Raw genomic sequence first — 17,750 nt, 5'->3', positions numbered from 1 at the left:
GGGCATATCAACGTGAAGTCCGGTCACCAGCGCTGGGAGCAGGGTTTTGCTTATCTCTATCGCTTGCAGAACCGCATGGAACACCACGCCCTGCGCCGCGCTTGAACACTTTCTTTAGTTAACGCCCCCGTCTCCCGGCGGTTGTGGGCGGGAGTCTGCCATGAGCTTTGAAACCTTCGGTCAGCCGCTGCTGACCTTTCCCGATGCCGAAAAAAGTCCCCTGAGCATCCGCGCCAAGGCGCTGGTGTTTGTCGATCCGCGCTCGCGGCAATTGCGTGAAGACCTGGAGCAACTGGCCACGCGTTCAGTGTCAGTGCTGATCCGTGGCGAAACCGGCACCGGCAAGGAATTGCTGGCGCGGCATATCCATCGCGCCAGCGATCGCGGCGGGTTATTCGTATCGGTCAACTGCGGCGCGATCAGCCCGACTTACGCCGACGCCGAGTTGTTTGGCTATGCGGCGGGCAGCTACAGCGGCTCGGCGAGCAGTCGTGCCGGGTGGTTCGGTTCGGCCAACGGAGGCACGTTGTACCTGGACGAAATCGGCGATCTGCCGCTGCCGATCCAGATCAAGCTGCTCGCCGCGCTGGAGAACCACGAAGTCACCCGCGTCGGCGCCCAGCAGCCGAGCCCGGTGGATGTGCGACTGGTGGCGGCCACCAGCATCGACCTGGCCCAGGCGGTTGCCGCCGGCAAATTCCATGAGCGGCTCTACCACTACCTCAGTGAAGGCCAACTCGAACTGCCGGCACTGCGCGAGCGCACGGGTGACATCCTGTCGCTGGCCGAATACTTCCTCGGGATCTACAGCCAGCGCCTCGACCTGCCAGTGCCGCTGATCAGCGAAGCGGCGCAGCTTGTGCTGGAACGCCACAGTTGGCCGGGCAATACCCGGGAGCTGGAGAACGTCATTCACTTTGCGTTGCTGGTGAGCACCGGCGACGAGATTTTGCCGGAGCATTTGAATTTGCCCGAGGGGTTGGTTTCTTTGGGGCAAATTGAGCAGCAAATAAAGCACGTCTTTTCCAACGGTACGCCTGAGGAGCGTCAGGCACTGAAGCAATTGCTGCTTACGACCGGGCTTTTGTAGGCGCTGCCGCAGGTTGCGATCTTTTGACTTTGATAACCTTGAGGCCGCCGAAATCAAAAGATCGCAGCCTGCGGCAGCTCCTGAATGAACAAAATGGAATATGAAGCTGAATAAACGTTATTGTTCGGGAATAAAAAATCCCGGTATTGTCCGCTTCACGCCAGCGATAGCACTTCACTGGCACTCTCATATTCAAGCCGTCGCCACAAGCGACTGTGATTTTCGATAAGGACACTGCATGAAAAAGGTTCTGTTGTTCACCGCACTGGCGGCTGCCCTGACCGCGGGCCTGGCCCAGGCTGGCGAGAAACTGGTGGTTGCCGCGACCCCGGTTCCGCACGCCGAGATTCTCGAGCTGATCAAGCCAACCCTCGCCAAAGAAGGCGTGGACCTGGAAATCAAAGTCTTCACCGACTACGTTCAGCCGAACGTGCAGGTCGACCAGAAGCGTCTGGATGCCAACTACTTCCAGACCCTGCCGTACCTGAAGAGCTTCAACGAAGGCAAAGGCACTCACCTTGAAACCGTGATTGGCGTGCACGTTGAACCTTTCGGCGGCTACTCGAAGAAAGTCAAAACCCTGGCTGAGCTCAAAGATGGCGCGACCATCGCCATCCCGAACGAAGGCAGCAACAGCGGCCGAGCCCTGATCCTGCTGCAGAAGGCTGGCCTGATCGAGTTGAAAGACCCGAATAACGCCGTGTCGACCCCGAAAGACATTGCCAAGAACCCGCACAACTTCAAGTTCAAGGAACTCGAATCGGCCATGTTGCCGCGTGTGCTGGATCAGGTTGACCTGGACATGATCAACACCAACTACGCGCTGGAAGCGGGCCTGAACCCGGCGAAAGACGCGCTGATCATTGAGGGCGCTGATTCACCTTACGTGAACTACCTGGTGGCCCGTCCGGACAACAAGGACAGCGTTGCCATCCAGAAACTGGCCAAAGCCCTGACCAGCCCGGAAGTGAAAGCCTTCATCGAGAAGAAGTACAGCGGCGCGGTACTGCCGGCGTTCTGATTCGCGAAGCAAACCCCTTTAAGGTTTCAAACGCCGACGGCTGATTTAGCGTCGGCGTTTTTTTATGTGTGTCACTGGGGTGAGGGCGCTTTTGTGGTGAGGGGGCTTGCCCTAATGCCAGTCAGTTAAGTACCGGACACTGTGGGAGCGAGCTTGCTCGCGATGGCGGACTGTCAGGCACCGCATATGTGACAGTCCAACCGTCATCGTCGGAACGCCGCCCGGACCAAGCTCGCTCCCACAAGGTTTGCGGTGTTCAAACACTTAACTGACAGGCATTAGGGCAAGCCCCCTCGCCACAAAGAGCCTGTTGACCCCGGCATTGCTCAGGCCGGCCTGGCCTTCAAGGCCCTGCGCAATGCCATCAATAACTTCAGATTGTCCTGCGGATCCAGCCGTTGTGGCGTTTCTACGGTTGCCATGTTCTCGTCCTTGTGAGGTTTGGCCGCAAGTCTGGCCGCAAGTCTGGCCAAAATGGGTGCGTCCCTGGAGCGGTGTTTCGAAAAAAAGATCCTTCCTACGGCGCGAGGGAAAATAGATGTCCTCCATCGTCCCGGCAAATCACGCGCCGTTCAATCCGGCCAATACCATGCCGGTTCATCCAGCATGCGCTGGCCGACAATTGCGGTCTGGCCAAGATTTTTCTCCAGCACGATGCAATTGCAGTCGGGGTCTTGCTGCAATGCCGAAATCAAGCGCCGGGCATGGGACACCACCCACACCTGGCACTGCCCGCAGGCGCGGATGATCAAGCGCGCCAGCGCCGGCAGCAGATCCGGATGCAGGCTGGTTTCCGGCTCGTTCAACACCATCAGTGTCGGCGGCCGTGGTGTCAGCAGTGCGGCGACCAGCAACAGGTAGCGCAATGTGCCATCCGACAACTCGGTGGCGGACAACGGCCGCAACAATCCTTCCTGAAAGAACTCGATGGCGAAGCGCCCACCCGGCAATGGTTCGATGTTCAGTCGCGAGCCGGGAAAGGCGTCGCTGATGGCGGCCTGCAGCGCCTCCTGATCGCCGATTTCGATGATCGTCTGCAAGGCCGCCGCCAGGTCGCGTCCGTCGTGATGCAGCACCGGCGTGCGGGTGCCCAGTTGCGGTTGACGCACCGGGGCGTCGGCGTCGCTGCGAAAGTGATCGTAAAAGCGCCAGCGGCGGATGAACTCGCGCATCTCCAGCACTTCCGGCGAACTGCGCAGGCTGCCGACCTGATCGAACAGACTGTCGAACATCGGCGTGTGCTGCGCCAGCACATCCCACTTGCGATCGGCGCGGGCACGGATCATTGGGCCGTCACGATCGACCAGCAGACTGGCCGGACGATAGAACGCTCCGGCCCAGAGGCATTCGCGTTTGATCTGCGGGTCGAGGCCGAAGCGTGACGGTAGGGGCGAGCTGTGCCCGGGGAGCATGAAATGGCCATTGGAATCGGGCAGGCCCAGGCTGATCGAGTAGCCGAAATCTTCCCCGGCAAACCCCAGCCGCAGGCGTTTGACACCCTGGCGCACCGTGGCCTCGACGGGCACTTCGCCGTTGCGCATGCGTCGGGTGATGGTTTCCGGGCCCGCCCAGAAGGTCGAATCCAGCCCACCTTCACGTGCCAGCGCATTGACCACGCCGCCCTGAGCGGTTTCCGCCAGCAGGCGCAGTGCACGGTAAAGGTTGGATTTACCGCTGCCATTAGGGCCGGTGATCAGATTCAGCCGACCCAGCGGGATCACCAATTTGTTGATCGAGCGGTAATTGGCTACCGCGAGGGTCTTGAGCATATGGGGTCCTGAGGCGAAATCGAGCGGGCTCATTTTCAGGTGCGTGCAGGCGTCTATGACACATGTTTTTGAGGGAAAACGTTATGAATTGTTTCTTCATAAAGGGCGCGTGCGCGGTTGAAATCCTGTTCTAAGCTCTCTGTCGAGTTGTCCATAAAAAAGGCCAAGGAGTTTGCATGGCGGTTCCCGGATTGAAAGTAGTCATGGCCTTGAGTGTCGTCACCCTGCTAACGGCTTGCGAGGAGAAAAAGCCCGTGCAGGAATACCTGCCACGGGTTTTCGTACAAGTCGTCAAGCCAGCGGATTACGCGGCCTCGGTCACCCTCACCGGTGATATTCAGGCGCGGGTACAGACGGAGCTGTCCTTCCGCGTCGGTGGCAAGATCATCCAGCGCTCGGTTGACGTCGGTGACCGTGTGACCGCCAGGCAAGTGCTCGCCCGGCTCGACCCCAAGGATCTGCAGGCCAATGTCGACTCGGCCCAGGCACAAGTGGTCGCCGAACAGGCGCGGGTGAAGCAGAGCGCGCTGGCATTTGAACGTCAGCAAAAACTCTTGCCCAAGGGCTACACCAGCCAGAGCGAATATGACTCGGCTCAGGCCGCCTTGCTCAGCAGCCAGAGCGCCCTGAGCGCTGCCCAGGCGCAGTTGGCCAATGCCAGGGATCAGTTGAGCTATACGGCGCTGATTGCCGATGCGCCGGGGATCATTACTGCGCGTCAGGCGGAAGTCGGCCAGGTGGTGCAGGCGACGATGCCGATCTTCAGCCTGGCCCGGGACGGCGACCGCGATGCGGTGTTCAACGTTTATGAATCGCTGCTGGCCGAGAAGCCGAGGGATCAAACCATCGTCTTGAGTCTGCTCGACAACCCGGCAATCAAGACCACTGGCACCGTACGTGAAATCACCCCGTCGGTGTCGGCGCAGTCCGGCACCGTGCAGGTCAAGGTCGGTCTCGACAGCCTGCCAGACGGCATGCAATTGGGCTCGGTGGTGAGTGCCACGACCAAGGGGTCGGGTAAACCGGTCATCGAGTTGCCGTGGTCGGCGCTGACCAAAAACATCAGCAATCCTGCGGTCTGGATGGTCGACGACAAGGGCAAGGCGCAATTGCATTCGGTCACGGTCAGCCGCTACCTGACGGGCAAGGTCATCATCAGTGGCGGGTTGAAGGACGGGGACAAAGTCATCATCGCGGGCGGGCAACTGTTGCACCCGGACATGGAAGTCGAGATTGCCGAAGACACTTACAAGGACCTGACCTGGGGAGCCAAGCCATGAAGCCTTTATGGGCGTTGTCCATCGGGCTGGTGCTGAGCGCCTGCTCCAAGAGCGAACCACCGCCGGTGCCGGTACGGCCGGTGCTGTCGATCAAGGTCCAGACCTTGATCGAAGAGGACCTGGGCCGCTTCGCCGGCAGTATCCAGGCACGCTATGAAAGCAATACCGGGTTCCGCGTGGGCGGGCGAATCGCCAGTCGTAACGTCGATGTCGGCACCGAGGTCGAGAAGGGCACATTGCTCGCCACCCTCGATCCTTCAGACCAACAGAACCAATTGCGCTCGGCCCAGGGCGAACTGGCGAAAATCCAGGCGCAACTGATCAACGCCAAGGCCACTGCCCAGCGTCAGCAAGCCTTGTTTGACCGCGGGGTCGGTGCGCAAGCGCAACTCGATGAGGCCAACACGGACCTGAAAACCACCCAGGCCTCCCTCGATCAGGCCCGGGCAGCCGTCAACCAGAGCAAGGACCAACTGAGCTACACCGAGTTGCGCACCGACCATAAAGCCGTGGTCACCGCGTGGAGCGCCGAGGCCGGGCAAGTGGTGACGGCCGGTCAGCAAGTGGTGACCCTGGCGCAGCCGGACATCAAGGAAGCGGTGATCGACCTGCCCGATACTCTGGTCGATCAACTGCCCCGCGATGTGGTGTTCCTGGTCGCCGCGCAACTGGATCCGAGCATCAAAACCACCGCCATCATCCGAGAAATCGAACCTCAGGCCCAAAGTGCCACACGCACCCGTCGCGCCCGCCTGACCCTGGCCGAAACGCCACCAGGCTTTCGCTTGGGTACGGCCATCAGCGTCAGCCTGAGCTCAGCGATCAAGCCGCGCATCGAGTTGCCTGTCACCGCGCTGCAGGAGGTCGATGGCAAGCCACGCATCTGGGTGATCGATGCACAGAGTAAAACCGTCTCCCCCCGTGACGTCACCGTGATCAGCCGCACCGACAGCACTGTGGTGCTGGACGACGGCGTGAAGAACGGCGAGCGGGTGGTCAGTGCTGGTGTGAACAGCCTCAAACCGGGGCAACAAGTGAAAATCGACGAGGACAGTCAATGAAAGGGCCTTTCAACCTCTCGGAATGGGCCCTCAAGCATCAGTCGTTCATCTGGTATCTGATGTTCGTTGCGTTGCTGATGGGTGTGTTCTCGTACTTCAACCTGGGGCGCGAAGAAGACCCTTCGTTCACCATCAAAACCATGGTGATCCAGAGCAAATGGCCGGGGGCGACCCAGGAGGAAACCCTCAAGCAGATCACCGACCGGATCGAGAAAAAGCTCGAAGAGCTCGACTCCCTCGACTACGTGAAAAGCTACACGCGCCCCGGTGAATCGACGGTGTACGTGTACCTGCGCGACACCACCAGTGCCAAGGACATCCCGCAGATCTGGTACCAGGTGCGCAAGAAGATCAACGACATCAAATACCAGTTCCCGCAGGGCATACAGGGGCCGTCGTTCAACGACGAGTTCGGTGACGTCTTCGGCTCGATCTACGCCTTCACCGCCGACGGCCTGACGCTGCGTCAGTTGCGCGACTATGTGGAACAGGCGCGCATGGAAATCCGCGGTGTGCCGGGGCTGGGCAAGATCGAAATGGTCGGCCAGCAGGACGAAGTGCTGTACCTGAACTTCTCCACGCGCAAACTCGCAGCGCTGGGCATCGATGAGCGTCAGGTGGTGCAGAGCCTGCAAACCCAGAACGCCGTGACCCCGGCGGGTGTCATCGAGGCCGGACCGGAGCGGATATCGGTGCGCACTTCAGGGAAGTTCGCTTCGGAGAAAGACCTGGCCGAGGTCAACCTCAAGCTCAACGACCGCTACTATCGTCTGGCCGACATTGCCGAAATCAGTCGCGGCTATGTCGACCCGGCCTCGCCGGAATTCCGCTACAACGGCAAGCAGGCCATCGGCCTGGCGATCGCCATGCAGAAGGGTGGCAACGTCCAGGAATTCGGCAAGGCTTTGCACACCCGTATCGACGAGTTGACCGCCGACCTGCCGGTCGGTGTCGGCATTTACAACGTCTCCGACCAGGCCGTGGTGGTGGAGGAAGCCGTCGGCGGTTTTACCAGCGCATTGTTCGAAGCGGTGGTGATCGTGCTGCTGGTCAGCTTCGTCAGTCTCGGTGTGCGCGCCGGGCTGGTGGTGGCGTGCTCGATCCCGTTGGTGCTGGCGATGGTGTTCGTGTTCATGGAATACAGCGGCATTACCATGCAGCGGATTTCCCTTGGTGCACTGATCATCGCCCTCGGCCTGTTGGTGGACGACGCGATGATCACCGTGGAAATGATGGTCACCCGTCTGGAATTGGGCGAGACCAAGGAGCAGGCGGCGACTTTCGCCTACACCTCCACGGCGTTCCCGATGCTCACCGGCACGCTGGTGACCGTGGCGGGCTTTGTGCCGATTGGCTTGAACGCCAGCTCCGCCGGTGAATACACCTACACCCTGTTTGCAGTGATTGCCTGTGCGATGCTGGTGTCGTGGGTGGTGGCGGTGCTGTTTGCGCCGGTGATCGGCGTGCACATCCTCAGCACCAACGTGAAACCCCACGAAGGCGAACCCGGGCGCATCGGCAAGGCGTTCAACGGCGGGTTGCTGTGGTGCATGCGCAATCGCTGGTGGGCCATCGGCATCACCGTGCTGTGTTTTGTACTGGCGGTGTTCAGCATGCGCTATGTGCAGAACCAGTTCTTCCCGTCTTCGGATCGCCCGGAAATCCTGGTGGACCTGAACCTGCCGCAAAACGCCTCACTCGACGAAACCCGCCGGGCGGTCGATCGTCTTGAAGCCACGCTCAAGGACGATCCGGACATCGTGCGCTGGAGCACCTACGTCGGTCAGGGCGCCATCCGCTTCTACCTGCCACTGGACCAGCAACTGCAAAACCCGTTCTACGCGCAGTTGGTGATCGTCAGCAAAGGCCACACCCGCGAGGCCATGATGCAGAAGCTTCGCGAGCGCTTGCGCAACGACTTCGTCGGCATCGGCAGTTATGTCCAGGCACTGGAAATGGGCCCGCCGGTAGGGCGTCCGATCCAGTACCGGGTCAGCGGCAAAGACGTCGATCAGGTGCGCCGCCATGCCATCGACCTGGCCACGGAGCTGGACAAGAACCCGCACGTCGGCGAGATCATCTACGACTGGAACGAGCCGGGCAAAGTCCTGCGCATCGACATCGCCCAGGACAAGGCGCGGCAGTTGGGGTTGTCTTCCGAGGATGTGGCCAATCTGATGAACGGCATCGTCAGCGGCCAGACGGTGACCCAGGTCGACGACGACATCTATCTGATCAACGTGGTCGGTCGCGCGGTGGATTCCGAGCGCGGTACGCCGGAAACCCTGCAGAACCTGCAGATCGTCACGCCTGGCGGCACGTCGATTCCGCTGCTGGCGTTCGCCACGGTGCGTTACGAACTGGAGCAGCCGTTGGTATGGCGCAGGGATCGCTTGCCGACCATCACCATCAAGGCAGCAATACGCGACGATATCCAGCCGACCGACCTGGTGAAACTCCTCAAGCCGTCCATCGATGCTTTTGCAGCCAAATTACCCGCGGGCTACAAGGTCGCCACCGGTGGTACGGTGGAGGAAAGCGGCAAAGCCCAGGGACCGATTGCCAAGGTCGTGCCGCTGATGCTGTTCTTGATGGCGACCTTCCTGATGATCCAGCTGCACAGCGTGCAGAAGCTGTTCCTGGTGGCCAGCGTCGCGCCGCTGGGGCTGATCGGCGTGGTGATCGCGCTGGTGCCGACGGGCACGCCCATGGGCTTCGTGGCGATCCTCGGGATTCTGGCGCTGATTGGTATCATCATTCGTAACTCGGTGATCCTGGTGACCCAGATCGAGGAATACGAGCAGAAGGGCTACGCGCCGTGGGATGCGGTGGTGCAGGCCACCGAACATCGACGTCGGCCGATCCTTTTGACCGCGGCGGCGGCGAGCATGGGGATGATCCCGATTGCCCGGGAAGTGTTCTGGGGGCCGATGGCCTACGCAATGATCGGCGGGATCGTCATTGCCACCTTGCTGACGCTGCTGTTTTTGCCGGCGCTGTATGTGGCCTGGTACAAGATTCGCGAGCCGAAGAAGCAAGTGCAGTAAGGCGAGCGCTGCGCGCTCATCGCGAGCAAGCCCGCTCCCACAGGGTTCAGCGCAATCCCTGTGGGAGCGGGCTTGCCCGCGAAGGCGTCAGAACAAACACTGCAAATTTATTGGCATTATACCTTGCGCCAGACACTCGCCAACCAGGGCTGCTGCTCCCGCGGGAGCCCTGCCGGCCGGTAGTAATGCTCAAGCTCCACAAACCCCGCTTCGATCAACAAATGCTGCCACGCCGCCAGGTCGTGATACGACCCATAACGCGCGCCGTTCCAGCCTTCCTGATTCTCCCCACGGGGATTGGAACTGAACAACACCCCACCCGGTTTCAGTGCTCCCCACAATTGCTTCAATACCCGCGGTAATTCCTGGCGCGGGACATGAAACAGCACCGCATTGGCGAAGATCCCGTCGAAACGCTCGGCCGGCAGATCAAGCTTCAGAAAGTCCTGTTGCCACACCTCGCACCCGCTGTCTTCACGGGCCATCTGCGCGAATTTTTCCGAACCGTCGAGGCCGACCGCCTTGTGGCCCATGCGGGTGAAGGTTTGCAGATCGCGGCCTGGTCCACAGCCGAAGTCGAGAATGTCGAAAGGCGCCTGGCCCTGAATATGCCGCAGCAGGGCATCGATGTTCTGGCTGACGTCGTGATCGCGAGTGCCTTCACGAAAGTCCTCGGCGACTGCGTTGTAATGGCCGAGGGTGGTGGAGGTGATCTGTTCGAGGTCGTCGGGTGTTTGTTTCATGGTCGGGCTGCGCAGGCAAATGGGATGTGTCGAATATACGCCTTCGGCTGCTTTGCAGCCTATCGCGAGCAAGCTCGCTCCCACAGGGTTTTGGGTTGGTCACATATTTTGTGTTCAACACCGATCCACTGTGGGAGCGAGCTTGCTCGCGATGGCGGTGGTACTGACAACTGATGATTAACAGACTCAGCCCTTTTTCATCCCCAAACACTCAATGGAGTGATCCACCATCGCCTTGGCAATCTCCAGCAAATGCCAGATCGAGTACACCATCGCCCGGTCGGCGCCCTTGAGTTGATCGCCACACTGATACGCCGTGACCGACGCACAGCGCAGCAGGTCGGCGACATAGAGCTGGGTGTCTTCAAAACTCACGTCTTTGCTGACGTTGTAGAAGCGCATTTCATCGGTTGGTGCGGGTTGCTTGCCGGTGAGGTGGAAATCGATGGCTCGGTAGAGCGCGGAACGATCTCTGAGCATTTCGTCGGTGACGGTGTCGTTGGTAGGGTTTTTGGGAGGCGGATCGGGTACGGATTTTTTCATTGGTAAAACTCCTGGAATTAATTGGAGCCAACCGATATCGCGACTAAACGAATGGGGTGGCGGCTGCGCGCAGGTTAGTCGACCGGTCTCCAGGCAATACCGGCGCACCCGAGGGTGCCCTGCGCACAGCCACCATAACTTTCAGGCAATGAAACACCTGGAATGAGGTGGCGCTGTGCGCCTGGAAAGATCCGGGCGACTAAACCCGATCACTGATGAGCAGTGACGGACCGAGACTAGCCACGGAATTCGGCAGGCGCAAGCGAGCGAAATGATCTAGGAAATGTCCTGCAAAAGAAAGGGAACAGGCCTGCAAAACCGCTGATTTTCCTGTAGGAAAACTTCCCTCTGGAAGTCTCTGATCACCTGTGGCGAGGGTGTTCGCAACGTGCTTACCGCTTGTTCAACCCCCGCGCCAACCGATCCCCACCGAGTTGAATCACCGCCACCACCGCCACCAGCAACACGATCACCGTCAACATGATCTGGCTATCAAACCGCTGATACCCATACCGATAGGCAATGTCCCCCAGTCCACCAGCGCCAATCGCCCCGGCCATGGCTGATGAGTTGATCATGGTCACCAGGGTAATGGTGAACCCTCCGACAATCCCGGGCAGCGCCTCCGGCAGCAAAACGTGCCAGACGATGTGCCAGCGTCGGCAGCCCATGGCTTGTGCCGCTTCGATCAAACCGTGGTCGACCTCGCGCAGACTGACTTCGGCAATGCGCGCAAAGAACGGCGTGGCGGCAATGGTCAGCGGTACTACTGCCGCCCAGACGCCATAGGTGGTGCCGACGATCAATCGGGTGAACGGAATCAGCGCCACCATCAGAATCAGAAACGGAATCGAGCGAAACAGGTTCACGAATGCGCCTAAAGCACGGTTCAACGCTGGCGCTTCGTAGATGCCGCCCCTGGAGCTGGTGACCAGGATCACCGCCAGCGGAATGCCCGCCAACAGCGCGATCAACGACGACACGCCGACCATCAGGAACGTGTCGATGAAACCCTGCAGCAAGCGATCAAACCACATAGCCCAATACCTCCACCTGTTGTGCCCAATGGGAGGCGCGTTGACGCAACTCTTCGGCACCGAGAGTCGAGCCGGTCACCGCCAGCAGCAGTTGCCCAAGCGCATGCCCCTGTATCCGTTCCACGCCACCCTGCAGCAATCGCACACGGCCTCCGAGGGCGCTGAACAATGCCGCGAGGTCCGGTTCGTCGCGTTGGCTGCCGGTGAACTGCAAGCGCAGAACCACGGCGGCGTCCGAGGAATTTGGCTGCGCCTGCAAACGGCTTTGCAGCTCTTTGGGCAATGCGTGTTGCAACGGCGCCAGTAACGTCTTGCTGACTTCATGCTGTGGATTGCCGAAGACTTCCCACACCGGCCCTTGTTCGACGATGCGCCCGTGTTCGAGCACGACCACGCGATCACAGATCTCGCGGATCACCGCCATCTCGTGGGTGATTAAAACGATGGTCAGGCCCAGGCGCTGATTGATCTCGCGCAGCAGGCCGAGGATTGACTGCGTGGTCTCCGGGTCCAGCGCTGAAGTGGCTTCGTCGCACAATAGAATTTCCGGGTCATGCACCAGCGCCCGGGCAATGCCCACGCGCTGTTTCTGCCCGCCGGACAACTGCGCCGGGTAAGCCTTGTGTTTGGCCTGCAAGCCCACCAGTTCCAGCAGCTCACGGACTTTCTGCTCGCGTTGTGCCTTGGGCACGCCAGCGACTTTCAGCGGCAGCTCGACGTTCTGCCAAACGGTCTTGGCCGACATCAGGTTGAAGTGCTGGAAGATCATGCCGATGCGCCGACGCAGCGCCACCAGGCGGTCTTCGTCGAACTCGCCGATATCGACCTGATCGATCAGCACCCGACCGCTGCTCGGTTGTTCCAGGCGGTTGATGGTGCGGATCAGCGACGACTTGCCGGCGCCGCTGCGGCCGATGATGCCGAACACTTCGCCGCGCTGGATCGCCAGGTCGATGCCGTGCAACGCGGCCACCGGGCCTTGCTGGCCGTTGTAGGTTTTACCCAGGCCGATGAAGCGGACGTGGGCATGGTTGAGTTCGGGATGCAGCTCAGTGCGCTCGGCGCTTTGCGGCTCTGGAATCTCCAGTCGCCGTTGAATGGCGGCGCTCATGTTCAGCTTTCCCAGCCGGCTTGGTAGAGCTTGCCGTGAGCTTTATCCAACGCGGCGCGCACTGCGGGTGAGTGCTGGTAGATGTCGACGAACTTGATCAGGCGCGGGTCGGTTTTGCTCTTGGGCTGGATCACGAACTGAATCACGTACTCCTTGTGATCGAGGCCGTCGAACAGCAGCGCGGAGCCCGCGTCGAAGGTTTTCGACAAGCGAATATAGGCCGGGTAGCCCTGCACCAGATCGGCGTCGTCATAGGCGCGTACCAGTTGCACGGCTTCGACCTGGAGGATCTTGATGTGTTTCGGGTTGGCGACGATGTCTTCTTCGGTGGCCTTGTAGCCGACGCCGGGCTTGAGGGTGATCAAGCCGGCCTTGGCCAGCAGCTGCAAGCCACGACCGCTGTTGATCGGGTCGTTGGCGATGGCCACGCTGGCGCCTTGGGGCAGTTCGTCGAAACTTTTGTATTTCTTCGAGTAGAGGCCGACGTTGTTGATGATCCCCGGCGCGAATGGCACCAGGTCGAAACCCGAGGCGGCCTTGGCGTTTTCCAGGAAAGGGATGTGCTGGAAGTAATTCACGTCGATGTCGCCGGCGGCGAGGCTGACGTTCGGCGCGATCCAGTCGCTGAACTCCACCAGCTCGACTTTCAGGCCTTGTTTGCCGGCTTCTTCGACGGCGGCTTCAAGGGGAATGGCGAAGGCGGCGGTGGTGCCGATTTTCAGCGGCGCATCGGCGGCGAAGGTCACCGAGCTGAACAGGCCGAGGGCCAGGGCCAGTGCTTTGACTGGGTGGGAGAGGTAGTGCTTTTTCATGATGAGTTATCCAGTCAGTGCAAAGAGTTTGTGGTGTTTGGTCGGGCCTCTTCGCTGGCAAGCCAGCTCCTACAAGGGCCCGCGATCCCCTGTAGGAGCTGGCTTGCCAGCGAAGCTCTTAGCGGCGAAACGCCGAGCCGGTATGTTGCTCAGGCAAATGCGCCTCCCGCTGAAACAGCTTTTCGCGCAAGGTGCCGCTGTCGTACTCCGTCTTGTACGAGCCCCGTCGTTGCAACTCGGGAATCACCAAATCGATGAAATCCACATAGCTTTCCGGGGTCACGATACGGGTCAGGTTGAAGCCATCCAGCCCGGTTTCGGCGATCCAGGATTCCAGCTCATCGGCCACTTGCTGCGGTGAGCCGACGACGGTGATGTAGCGACCACCGAGGGCGTGTTGTTCCAGTAATTTGCGCCGGGTCCAGTCGTTGTTTTGCAGGTGTTGGGTGGCGGACTGGATGGCGTTGCTCTTCACGTACTGGATCGGCTCGTCGATGTCGTACTCGGAAAAATCGATCCCGGTGGACGCCGAGAAGTGCGCCACACCGGCCTCTGCACTGGCGTAGCTCAGGTATTCGGCGTGCTTGGCCCACGCCAGCTCTTCGGTGGCACCGACGATCACGTTCAACCCCATGAACACCTTGATGTCCTCGGGATTGCGCCCGGCGGAGGCGGCCGCGGCGCGCACCTTGTCCACCTGGGCCTTGGTCGATGCCTTGGTCTGGCCGCTGATGAACACGCACTCGGCATGTCGCCCGGCGAACAGCAGGCCGCGATCCGAGCTGCCGGCCTGGAACAGCACCGGCGTGCGCTGCGGCGAAGGCTCACAGAGGTGATAACCCTCGACCTGATAGAACTCGCCCTTGTGCTCGACCTTGTGCACTTTGTCTGGCTGCGCGTAGATCCGTTGCTGTGGGTCGTTGAGCACCGCGCTGTTTTCCCAACTGCCTTCCAGGAGTTTGTAGAGCACCTCCAGGTACTCGTCGGCCTGGTCATAACGGCGGTCATGCTCGACCTGTTCGCTCAGGCCCATGGCCTTGGCGGCGCTGTCGAGGTAGCCGGTGACGATGTTCCAGCCGATCCGCCCACGGCTCAGGTGGTCCAGTGTCGACAGGCGGCGGGCGAACAGGTACGGCGCTTCGTAGGTGAGGTTGGCGGTCAGGCCGAAACCGAGGTTTTTCGTCACCGCCGCCATGGCCGATACCAGCAGCAGCGGATCGTTGACCGGCAACTGGATCGATTCTTTGAGCGGCACGTCCACAGAATTCTGGTAGACGTCGTAGACCCCGACGATGTCGGCGATGAACAGGCCGTCGAACAGCCCGCGCTCCAGCAATTGCGCCAGTTCGGTCCAGTATTCGATCGTGTTGTAGCGGGTGGACGTGTCGCGCGGGTGCGTCCACAAGCCATGGTTGATGTGCCCGATGCAATTCATGTTGAACGCGTTGAGCAGGATTTTCTTTTTCGCGGCGCTCATCAAATGGTCCCCCGCAGTGGCGGGTTTTCATCGTTGAGGTAGTAATTACCCACAGCGTGGTACTTCCAGCGCACCGGGTCGTGCAGGGTGTGCACCCGGGCGTTGCGCCAGTGGCGGTCGAGGCCGTGTTCAATCAGGGTCGCCTGGCTGCCGGCCAGCTCGAACAGGGTGCTGCCGGCGGCCAGAGAGATTTCGGTGCTCAGGGCGCGGGCTTCGGCGACGGCAATCGACGCGGCCGCGACGGTCTCGGCCTGGGTGTCGGCCTGGGCCTTGTCGAGGTACTCACCGGCACGCTCCAGCAGTGCCTCGGCGGCGTGCAGGCGAATGCTCAGGTGGCCGAAGCTCTTGAGGGTCAGCGGATCGTCCGTGGCCTTTTCGTGGGTGGCATCGATCCACGGCCGGGTTTTGCTGCGCACGAAGTGCAGCGCATCTTCATACGCGGCGCGGGCGATGCCGGTGTCGATCGCGGCATGGAGAATCTGCGCCAACGGGCCGACCGGGGTCGGGCGTTCGAAAGCGCTCTGAAAGGGGATGACATCTTCGGCAGCGACGTAGACATCTTCGAACACCACCGAACCGCTGCCGGTGGTGCGCTGGCCGAAGCCGCTCCAATCGTCAATTACGGTGAGGCCCTTGCTGTTGCGCGGGACGAACGCCAGTTGCTGTACGCCGTTTTCATCCACCACCGAGGTGGGAATGCGCTGGGCGTAAATCGCGCCCGTGGCGTAGAACTTGCGGCCATTGATGCGATAGCCGTTGCCGTCCCGGGCCAGGCTGGTGACGCGATCGTGTGCGGTTTTGGTGCCCAGTTCGGCCAGTGCATTGCCGAAGCGCTGGCCGGTCAGTACTTCGGCATAAAGACGTTTTTTCTGCTCGTGGTTGCCGTTCACCCGCAGAACTTCAAGGGCATAAAAATGGTTTTGAGGGATTTGCCCAAGCGAGCCGTCAGCCTGGGCAATCAAGGCGATGACCTTGGCCAGGGTGACGTTGGAAACTCCGGCGCCACCATACTCTTTCGGCACGCTGATGCCCCACAGGCCCGAGCGGGAAAACACTTCCAGTTCCGGGTGTGGCAAACGGCGTTCACGGTCGCGTGTGGCGCTGTCGCGTTTGAAGTCTTCGGCCAGGTCGCTGGCAATGATCAAGGCTTGTTCATCGCTGGTGATGACCGCGACGTGCTGAGAATTTGTCATGTTGTTCTCCAGATGTCTGGTCGTCAGATCCAGGAATGCCGATTAGGCAGCGTGCCGTTGAGGCGATAGGCGCCGACCGCGTGATACTTCCAGCGCACCGGATCGTGCAGGGTGTGCACCCGGGCGTTGCGCCAGTGGCGGTCGAGGTTGAATTCGGCGAGGGTCGCGCGGCTGCCGGCCAGTTCGAGCAGCTTTTCGCTGGCCAGCAACGAAATCTCGGTGGTCAGCACTTTGGCTTCGGCCACGGCAATCGAGGCGCGAGCCGCGGACTCGGCGGTGAAGGGTGCGGCGCTGACGTCATCGAGCACTTGCCCAGCCTTGCGCAGCAACGCTTCGGCGGCGTGCAGTTCGATTTTCAACCTGCCGATATCGGCGATCACGTACAGGTCGTCGCTGGCCCGCTCGACCTTGGCGTCGATCCACGGCCGGGCCCGGGTTTTCACGAAGTCGATGGCGTCGTCGATGGCGCCTCGGGCGATACCGGCGTCGATGGCCGCTTGAATCAGTTGCGAAACGGCACCCTGAATGTTCGGCGTGTCGTTGATCCGCCAGTTATCCACCACCAGTTCGGAGTCGACCTGCACGTTGTTGAGCAAAATCGTGCCGCTGGCGGTGGTGCGCTGACCAAAGCCGGACCAGTCATCGACGATGCGCAATCCCGGTGTGCCGCGCCGGACGAACGCCAACACTTGTTTGCCATCGTCGTTCAACGCCTTGACCGCGACCCAATGGGCGAACAGTGCGCCAGTGGAATAGAACTTCTGGCCATTGAGGACGCCGTCAGCGTTGATGCGCGCCTTCAGCTCCAGGGTGTTTTTGGTGCCGCGTTCCGGCCCGGCATTGCCGATGCGCCAGCCGTCGAGGACGCTTTTGAACAGTTGTCTTTTCTGCGCTTCGGTGGCGCTGCCGAGCACCAGATTGAGAATGCCGAACTGGTTTTGCGGGATTTGCCCAAGCGCAGGGTCCGCCGCGGAAATGATCGCGAAGACCTCGGCCAGGGTAACGAACGAAACCTGCGGGCCACCGTACTCGCGGGGGATGGAAATGCTGCCCAGGCCGCTGCGGGTGAACTGGTCTATTTCAGACCATGGGAGCTTGCGCTGCCGGTCGCGTTTGGCTGCTTGCAGACGGGCGACTTGCGCCAGTTCGTGGGCCGCTCTGATGGCTTGGGCATCGTTGCGCAAGACTTGTGCGGGCAACAACGGGGGGGCGATGTCCAGGTCACTCTGGACGATTGCATCTGCCAGACTGGACATCAGCGCCGCTCCTTGGCTGCACGCAATGCCCTGGCGATCTGCACTGGGGTGATTGTGTTCCGGACCATACCTACCTCACATCTTATGGAAGCGCCGCTTGTGGCCGCGCATGAAAACAAGGATGTCCGGTGGTCCGGTTTATATACCCTAAACGTGTATAAATATTTTATGAACTAACTTTTAGGAATATATATAGAAGATGATTCCGCTGCTGTGCACCGACCCTGTGGCGAGGGAGCTTGCTCCCGCTCGGCTGCGAAGCAGTCGCAAAACCGGCTAATGGGTTTGAACAGGAAAAATTCATTAGCAG

The 17,750-nt window shown here is 60.6% G+C and carries 15 protein-coding genes; 6 read left to right on the top strand and 9 right to left on the bottom strand.

Annotation, left to right across the window (positions count from 1 at the left end; all coding sequences use genetic code 11):
• The 3 genes from KGA81_RS03810 to KGA81_RS03800 form a co-directional block, all read left to right on the top strand.
• The coding region (locus KGA81_RS03810; RefSeq protein ID WP_223544641.1) for an alpha/beta hydrolase at nucleotides 1-105 on the top strand (105 nt) is incomplete at its 5' end.
• Nucleotides 106-160: 55 nt separating this feature from the next.
• Complete coding sequence (locus KGA81_RS03805) at nucleotides 161-1,090, top strand: sigma 54-interacting transcriptional regulator (protein ID WP_223544636.1); 930 nt, start codon at nucleotides 161-163, stop codon at nucleotides 1,088-1,090.
• Nucleotides 1,091-1,328: 238 nt separating this feature from the next.
• Entirely contained in the window at nucleotides 1,329-2,111 is a 783-nt protein-coding gene (locus tag KGA81_RS03800) for a MetQ/NlpA family ABC transporter substrate-binding protein (RefSeq protein ID WP_223544635.1), read from the top strand.
• 572 nt (nucleotides 2,112-2,683) lie between these two features.
• Here KGA81_RS03800 and KGA81_RS03795 read toward each other — a convergent pair.
• Nucleotides 2,684-3,880, bottom strand: a complete 1,197-nt coding sequence (locus KGA81_RS03795) for an AAA family ATPase (RefSeq protein WP_223544634.1) — start codon at nucleotides 3,878-3,880, stop codon at nucleotides 2,684-2,686.
• Between the two features lie 176 nt (nucleotides 3,881-4,056).
• On the opposite strand from KGA81_RS03795, the gene KGA81_RS03790 reads away from it, so the two are divergent.
• From KGA81_RS03790 to KGA81_RS03780, 3 genes are read left to right on the top strand one after another with little or no spacing between them, the layout of a single operon-like run.
• Nucleotides 4,057-5,160, top strand: a complete 1,104-nt coding sequence (locus tag KGA81_RS03790; protein WP_223544633.1) for an efflux RND transporter periplasmic adaptor subunit — start codon at nucleotides 4,057-4,059, stop codon at nucleotides 5,158-5,160.
• Nucleotides 5,157-6,221 (top strand): efflux RND transporter periplasmic adaptor subunit, encoded by a 1,065-nt coding sequence (locus KGA81_RS03785; RefSeq protein ID WP_223544632.1) that lies wholly within the window; start codon nucleotides 5,157-5,159, stop codon nucleotides 6,219-6,221. The genes KGA81_RS03790 and KGA81_RS03785 overlap by 4 nt, the downstream gene beginning before the upstream one ends.
• A complete protein-coding gene (locus tag KGA81_RS03780) occupies nucleotides 6,218-9,268 on the top strand; it encodes an efflux RND transporter permease subunit (protein WP_223544631.1) in 3,051 nt (1,016 codons plus the stop codon). The genes KGA81_RS03785 and KGA81_RS03780 overlap by 4 nt, the downstream gene beginning before the upstream one ends.
• Before the next feature lie 116 nt (nucleotides 9,269-9,384).
• On the opposite strand, the gene KGA81_RS03775 is transcribed toward KGA81_RS03780, so the two are convergent.
• The 8 genes from KGA81_RS03775 to KGA81_RS03740 all read right to left on the bottom strand — a co-directional run bounded on the left by KGA81_RS03775 (nucleotide 9,385) and on the right by KGA81_RS03740 (nucleotide 17,440).
• Nucleotides 9,385-10,011, bottom strand: a complete 627-nt coding sequence (locus tag KGA81_RS03775) for a class I SAM-dependent methyltransferase (protein WP_223544630.1) — start codon at nucleotides 10,009-10,011, stop codon at nucleotides 9,385-9,387.
• 186 nt (nucleotides 10,012-10,197) lie between these two features.
• Nucleotides 10,198-10,554: a DUF6124 family protein gene (locus KGA81_RS03770; protein WP_223544629.1), complete on the bottom strand. Its 357-nt coding sequence runs from the start codon at nucleotides 10,552-10,554 to the stop codon at nucleotides 10,198-10,200.
• Nucleotides 10,555-10,946: 392 nt separating this feature from the next.
• Nucleotides 10,947-11,591 (bottom strand): methionine ABC transporter permease, encoded by a 645-nt coding sequence (locus KGA81_RS03765; RefSeq protein ID WP_056726941.1) that lies wholly within the window; start codon nucleotides 11,589-11,591, stop codon nucleotides 10,947-10,949.
• Entirely contained in the window at nucleotides 11,581-12,702 is a 1,122-nt protein-coding gene (locus tag KGA81_RS03760) for a methionine ABC transporter ATP-binding protein (protein WP_223544628.1), read from the bottom strand. Before KGA81_RS03760 ends, KGA81_RS03765 begins: the two co-directional genes overlap by 11 nt.
• Nucleotides 12,703-12,704: 2 nt before the next feature.
• The gene (locus KGA81_RS03755; RefSeq protein ID WP_108216108.1) at nucleotides 12,705-13,514 is read right to left on the bottom strand and encodes a MetQ/NlpA family ABC transporter substrate-binding protein; all 810 of its coding nucleotides are present in this window, start codon (nucleotides 13,512-13,514) and stop codon (nucleotides 12,705-12,707) included.
• A 118-nt stretch (nucleotides 13,515-13,632) separates the two neighbouring features.
• Entirely contained in the window at nucleotides 13,633-14,991 is a 1,359-nt protein-coding gene (locus tag KGA81_RS03750) for an LLM class flavin-dependent oxidoreductase (RefSeq protein ID WP_223544627.1), read from the bottom strand.
• Nucleotides 14,991-16,184 (bottom strand): SfnB family sulfur acquisition oxidoreductase, encoded by a 1,194-nt coding sequence (locus tag KGA81_RS03745; protein WP_223544626.1) that lies wholly within the window; start codon nucleotides 16,182-16,184, stop codon nucleotides 14,991-14,993. Before KGA81_RS03745 ends, KGA81_RS03750 begins: the two co-directional genes overlap by 1 nt.
• 23 nt (nucleotides 16,185-16,207) lie before the next feature.
• A complete protein-coding gene (locus KGA81_RS03740) occupies nucleotides 16,208-17,440 on the bottom strand; it encodes an SfnB family sulfur acquisition oxidoreductase (RefSeq protein WP_223544625.1) in 1,233 nt (410 codons plus the stop codon).
• Between the last annotated feature and the right edge of the window lie 310 nt (nucleotides 17,441-17,750).

It is taken from the genome of Pseudomonas sp. A-B-19 (assembly GCF_019947515.1).
Taxonomy (GTDB): Bacteria; Pseudomonadota; Gammaproteobacteria; order Pseudomonadales; family Pseudomonadaceae; genus Aquipseudomonas.
Note: the sequence above shows the minus strand (reverse complement) of the source record. Positions and strands in the feature narration are given on the sequence as shown.

What these genes read in the sequence shown, in the direction of transcription:
- KGA81_RS03780 (WP_223544631.1), top strand. Translation starts at nt 6,218, where the DNA reads ATGAAAGGGCCTTTCAACCTCTCGGAATGGGCCCTCAAGCATCAGTCG.
- KGA81_RS03800 (WP_223544635.1), top strand. Translation starts at nt 1,329, where the DNA reads ATGAAAAAGGTTCTGTTGTTCACCGCACTGGCGGCTGCCCTGACCGCG.
- KGA81_RS03795 (WP_223544634.1), bottom strand. Translation starts at nt 3,880, where the DNA reads ATGCTCAAGACCCTCGCGGTAGCCAATTACCGCTCGATCAACAAATTG.
- KGA81_RS03775 (WP_223544630.1), bottom strand. Translation starts at nt 10,011, where the DNA reads ATGAAACAAACACCCGACGACCTCGAACAGATCACCTCCACCACCCTC.
- KGA81_RS03740 (WP_223544625.1), bottom strand. Translation starts at nt 17,440, where the DNA reads ATGTCCAGTCTGGCAGATGCAATCGTCCAGAGTGACCTGGACATCGCC.
- KGA81_RS03760 (WP_223544628.1), bottom strand. Translation starts at nt 12,702, where the DNA reads ATGAGCGCCGCCATTCAACGGCGACTGGAGATTCCAGAGCCGCAAAGC.
- KGA81_RS03745 (WP_223544626.1), bottom strand. Translation starts at nt 16,184, where the DNA reads ATGACAAATTCTCAGCACGTCGCGGTCATCACCAGCGATGAACAAGCC.
- KGA81_RS03805 (WP_223544636.1), top strand. Translation starts at nt 161, where the DNA reads ATGAGCTTTGAAACCTTCGGTCAGCCGCTGCTGACCTTTCCCGATGCC.
- KGA81_RS03785 (WP_223544632.1), top strand. Translation starts at nt 5,157, where the DNA reads ATGAAGCCTTTATGGGCGTTGTCCATCGGGCTGGTGCTGAGCGCCTGC.
- KGA81_RS03765 (WP_056726941.1), bottom strand. Translation starts at nt 11,591, where the DNA reads ATGTGGTTTGATCGCTTGCTGCAGGGTTTCATCGACACGTTCCTGATG.
- KGA81_RS03770 (WP_223544629.1), bottom strand. Translation starts at nt 10,554, where the DNA reads ATGAAAAAATCCGTACCCGATCCGCCTCCCAAAAACCCTACCAACGAC.
- KGA81_RS03790 (WP_223544633.1), top strand. Translation starts at nt 4,057, where the DNA reads ATGGCGGTTCCCGGATTGAAAGTAGTCATGGCCTTGAGTGTCGTCACC.
- KGA81_RS03755 (WP_108216108.1), bottom strand. Translation starts at nt 13,514, where the DNA reads ATGAAAAAGCACTACCTCTCCCACCCAGTCAAAGCACTGGCCCTGGCC.
- KGA81_RS03750 (WP_223544627.1), bottom strand. Translation starts at nt 14,991, where the DNA reads ATGAGCGCCGCGAAAAAGAAAATCCTGCTCAACGCGTTCAACATGAAT.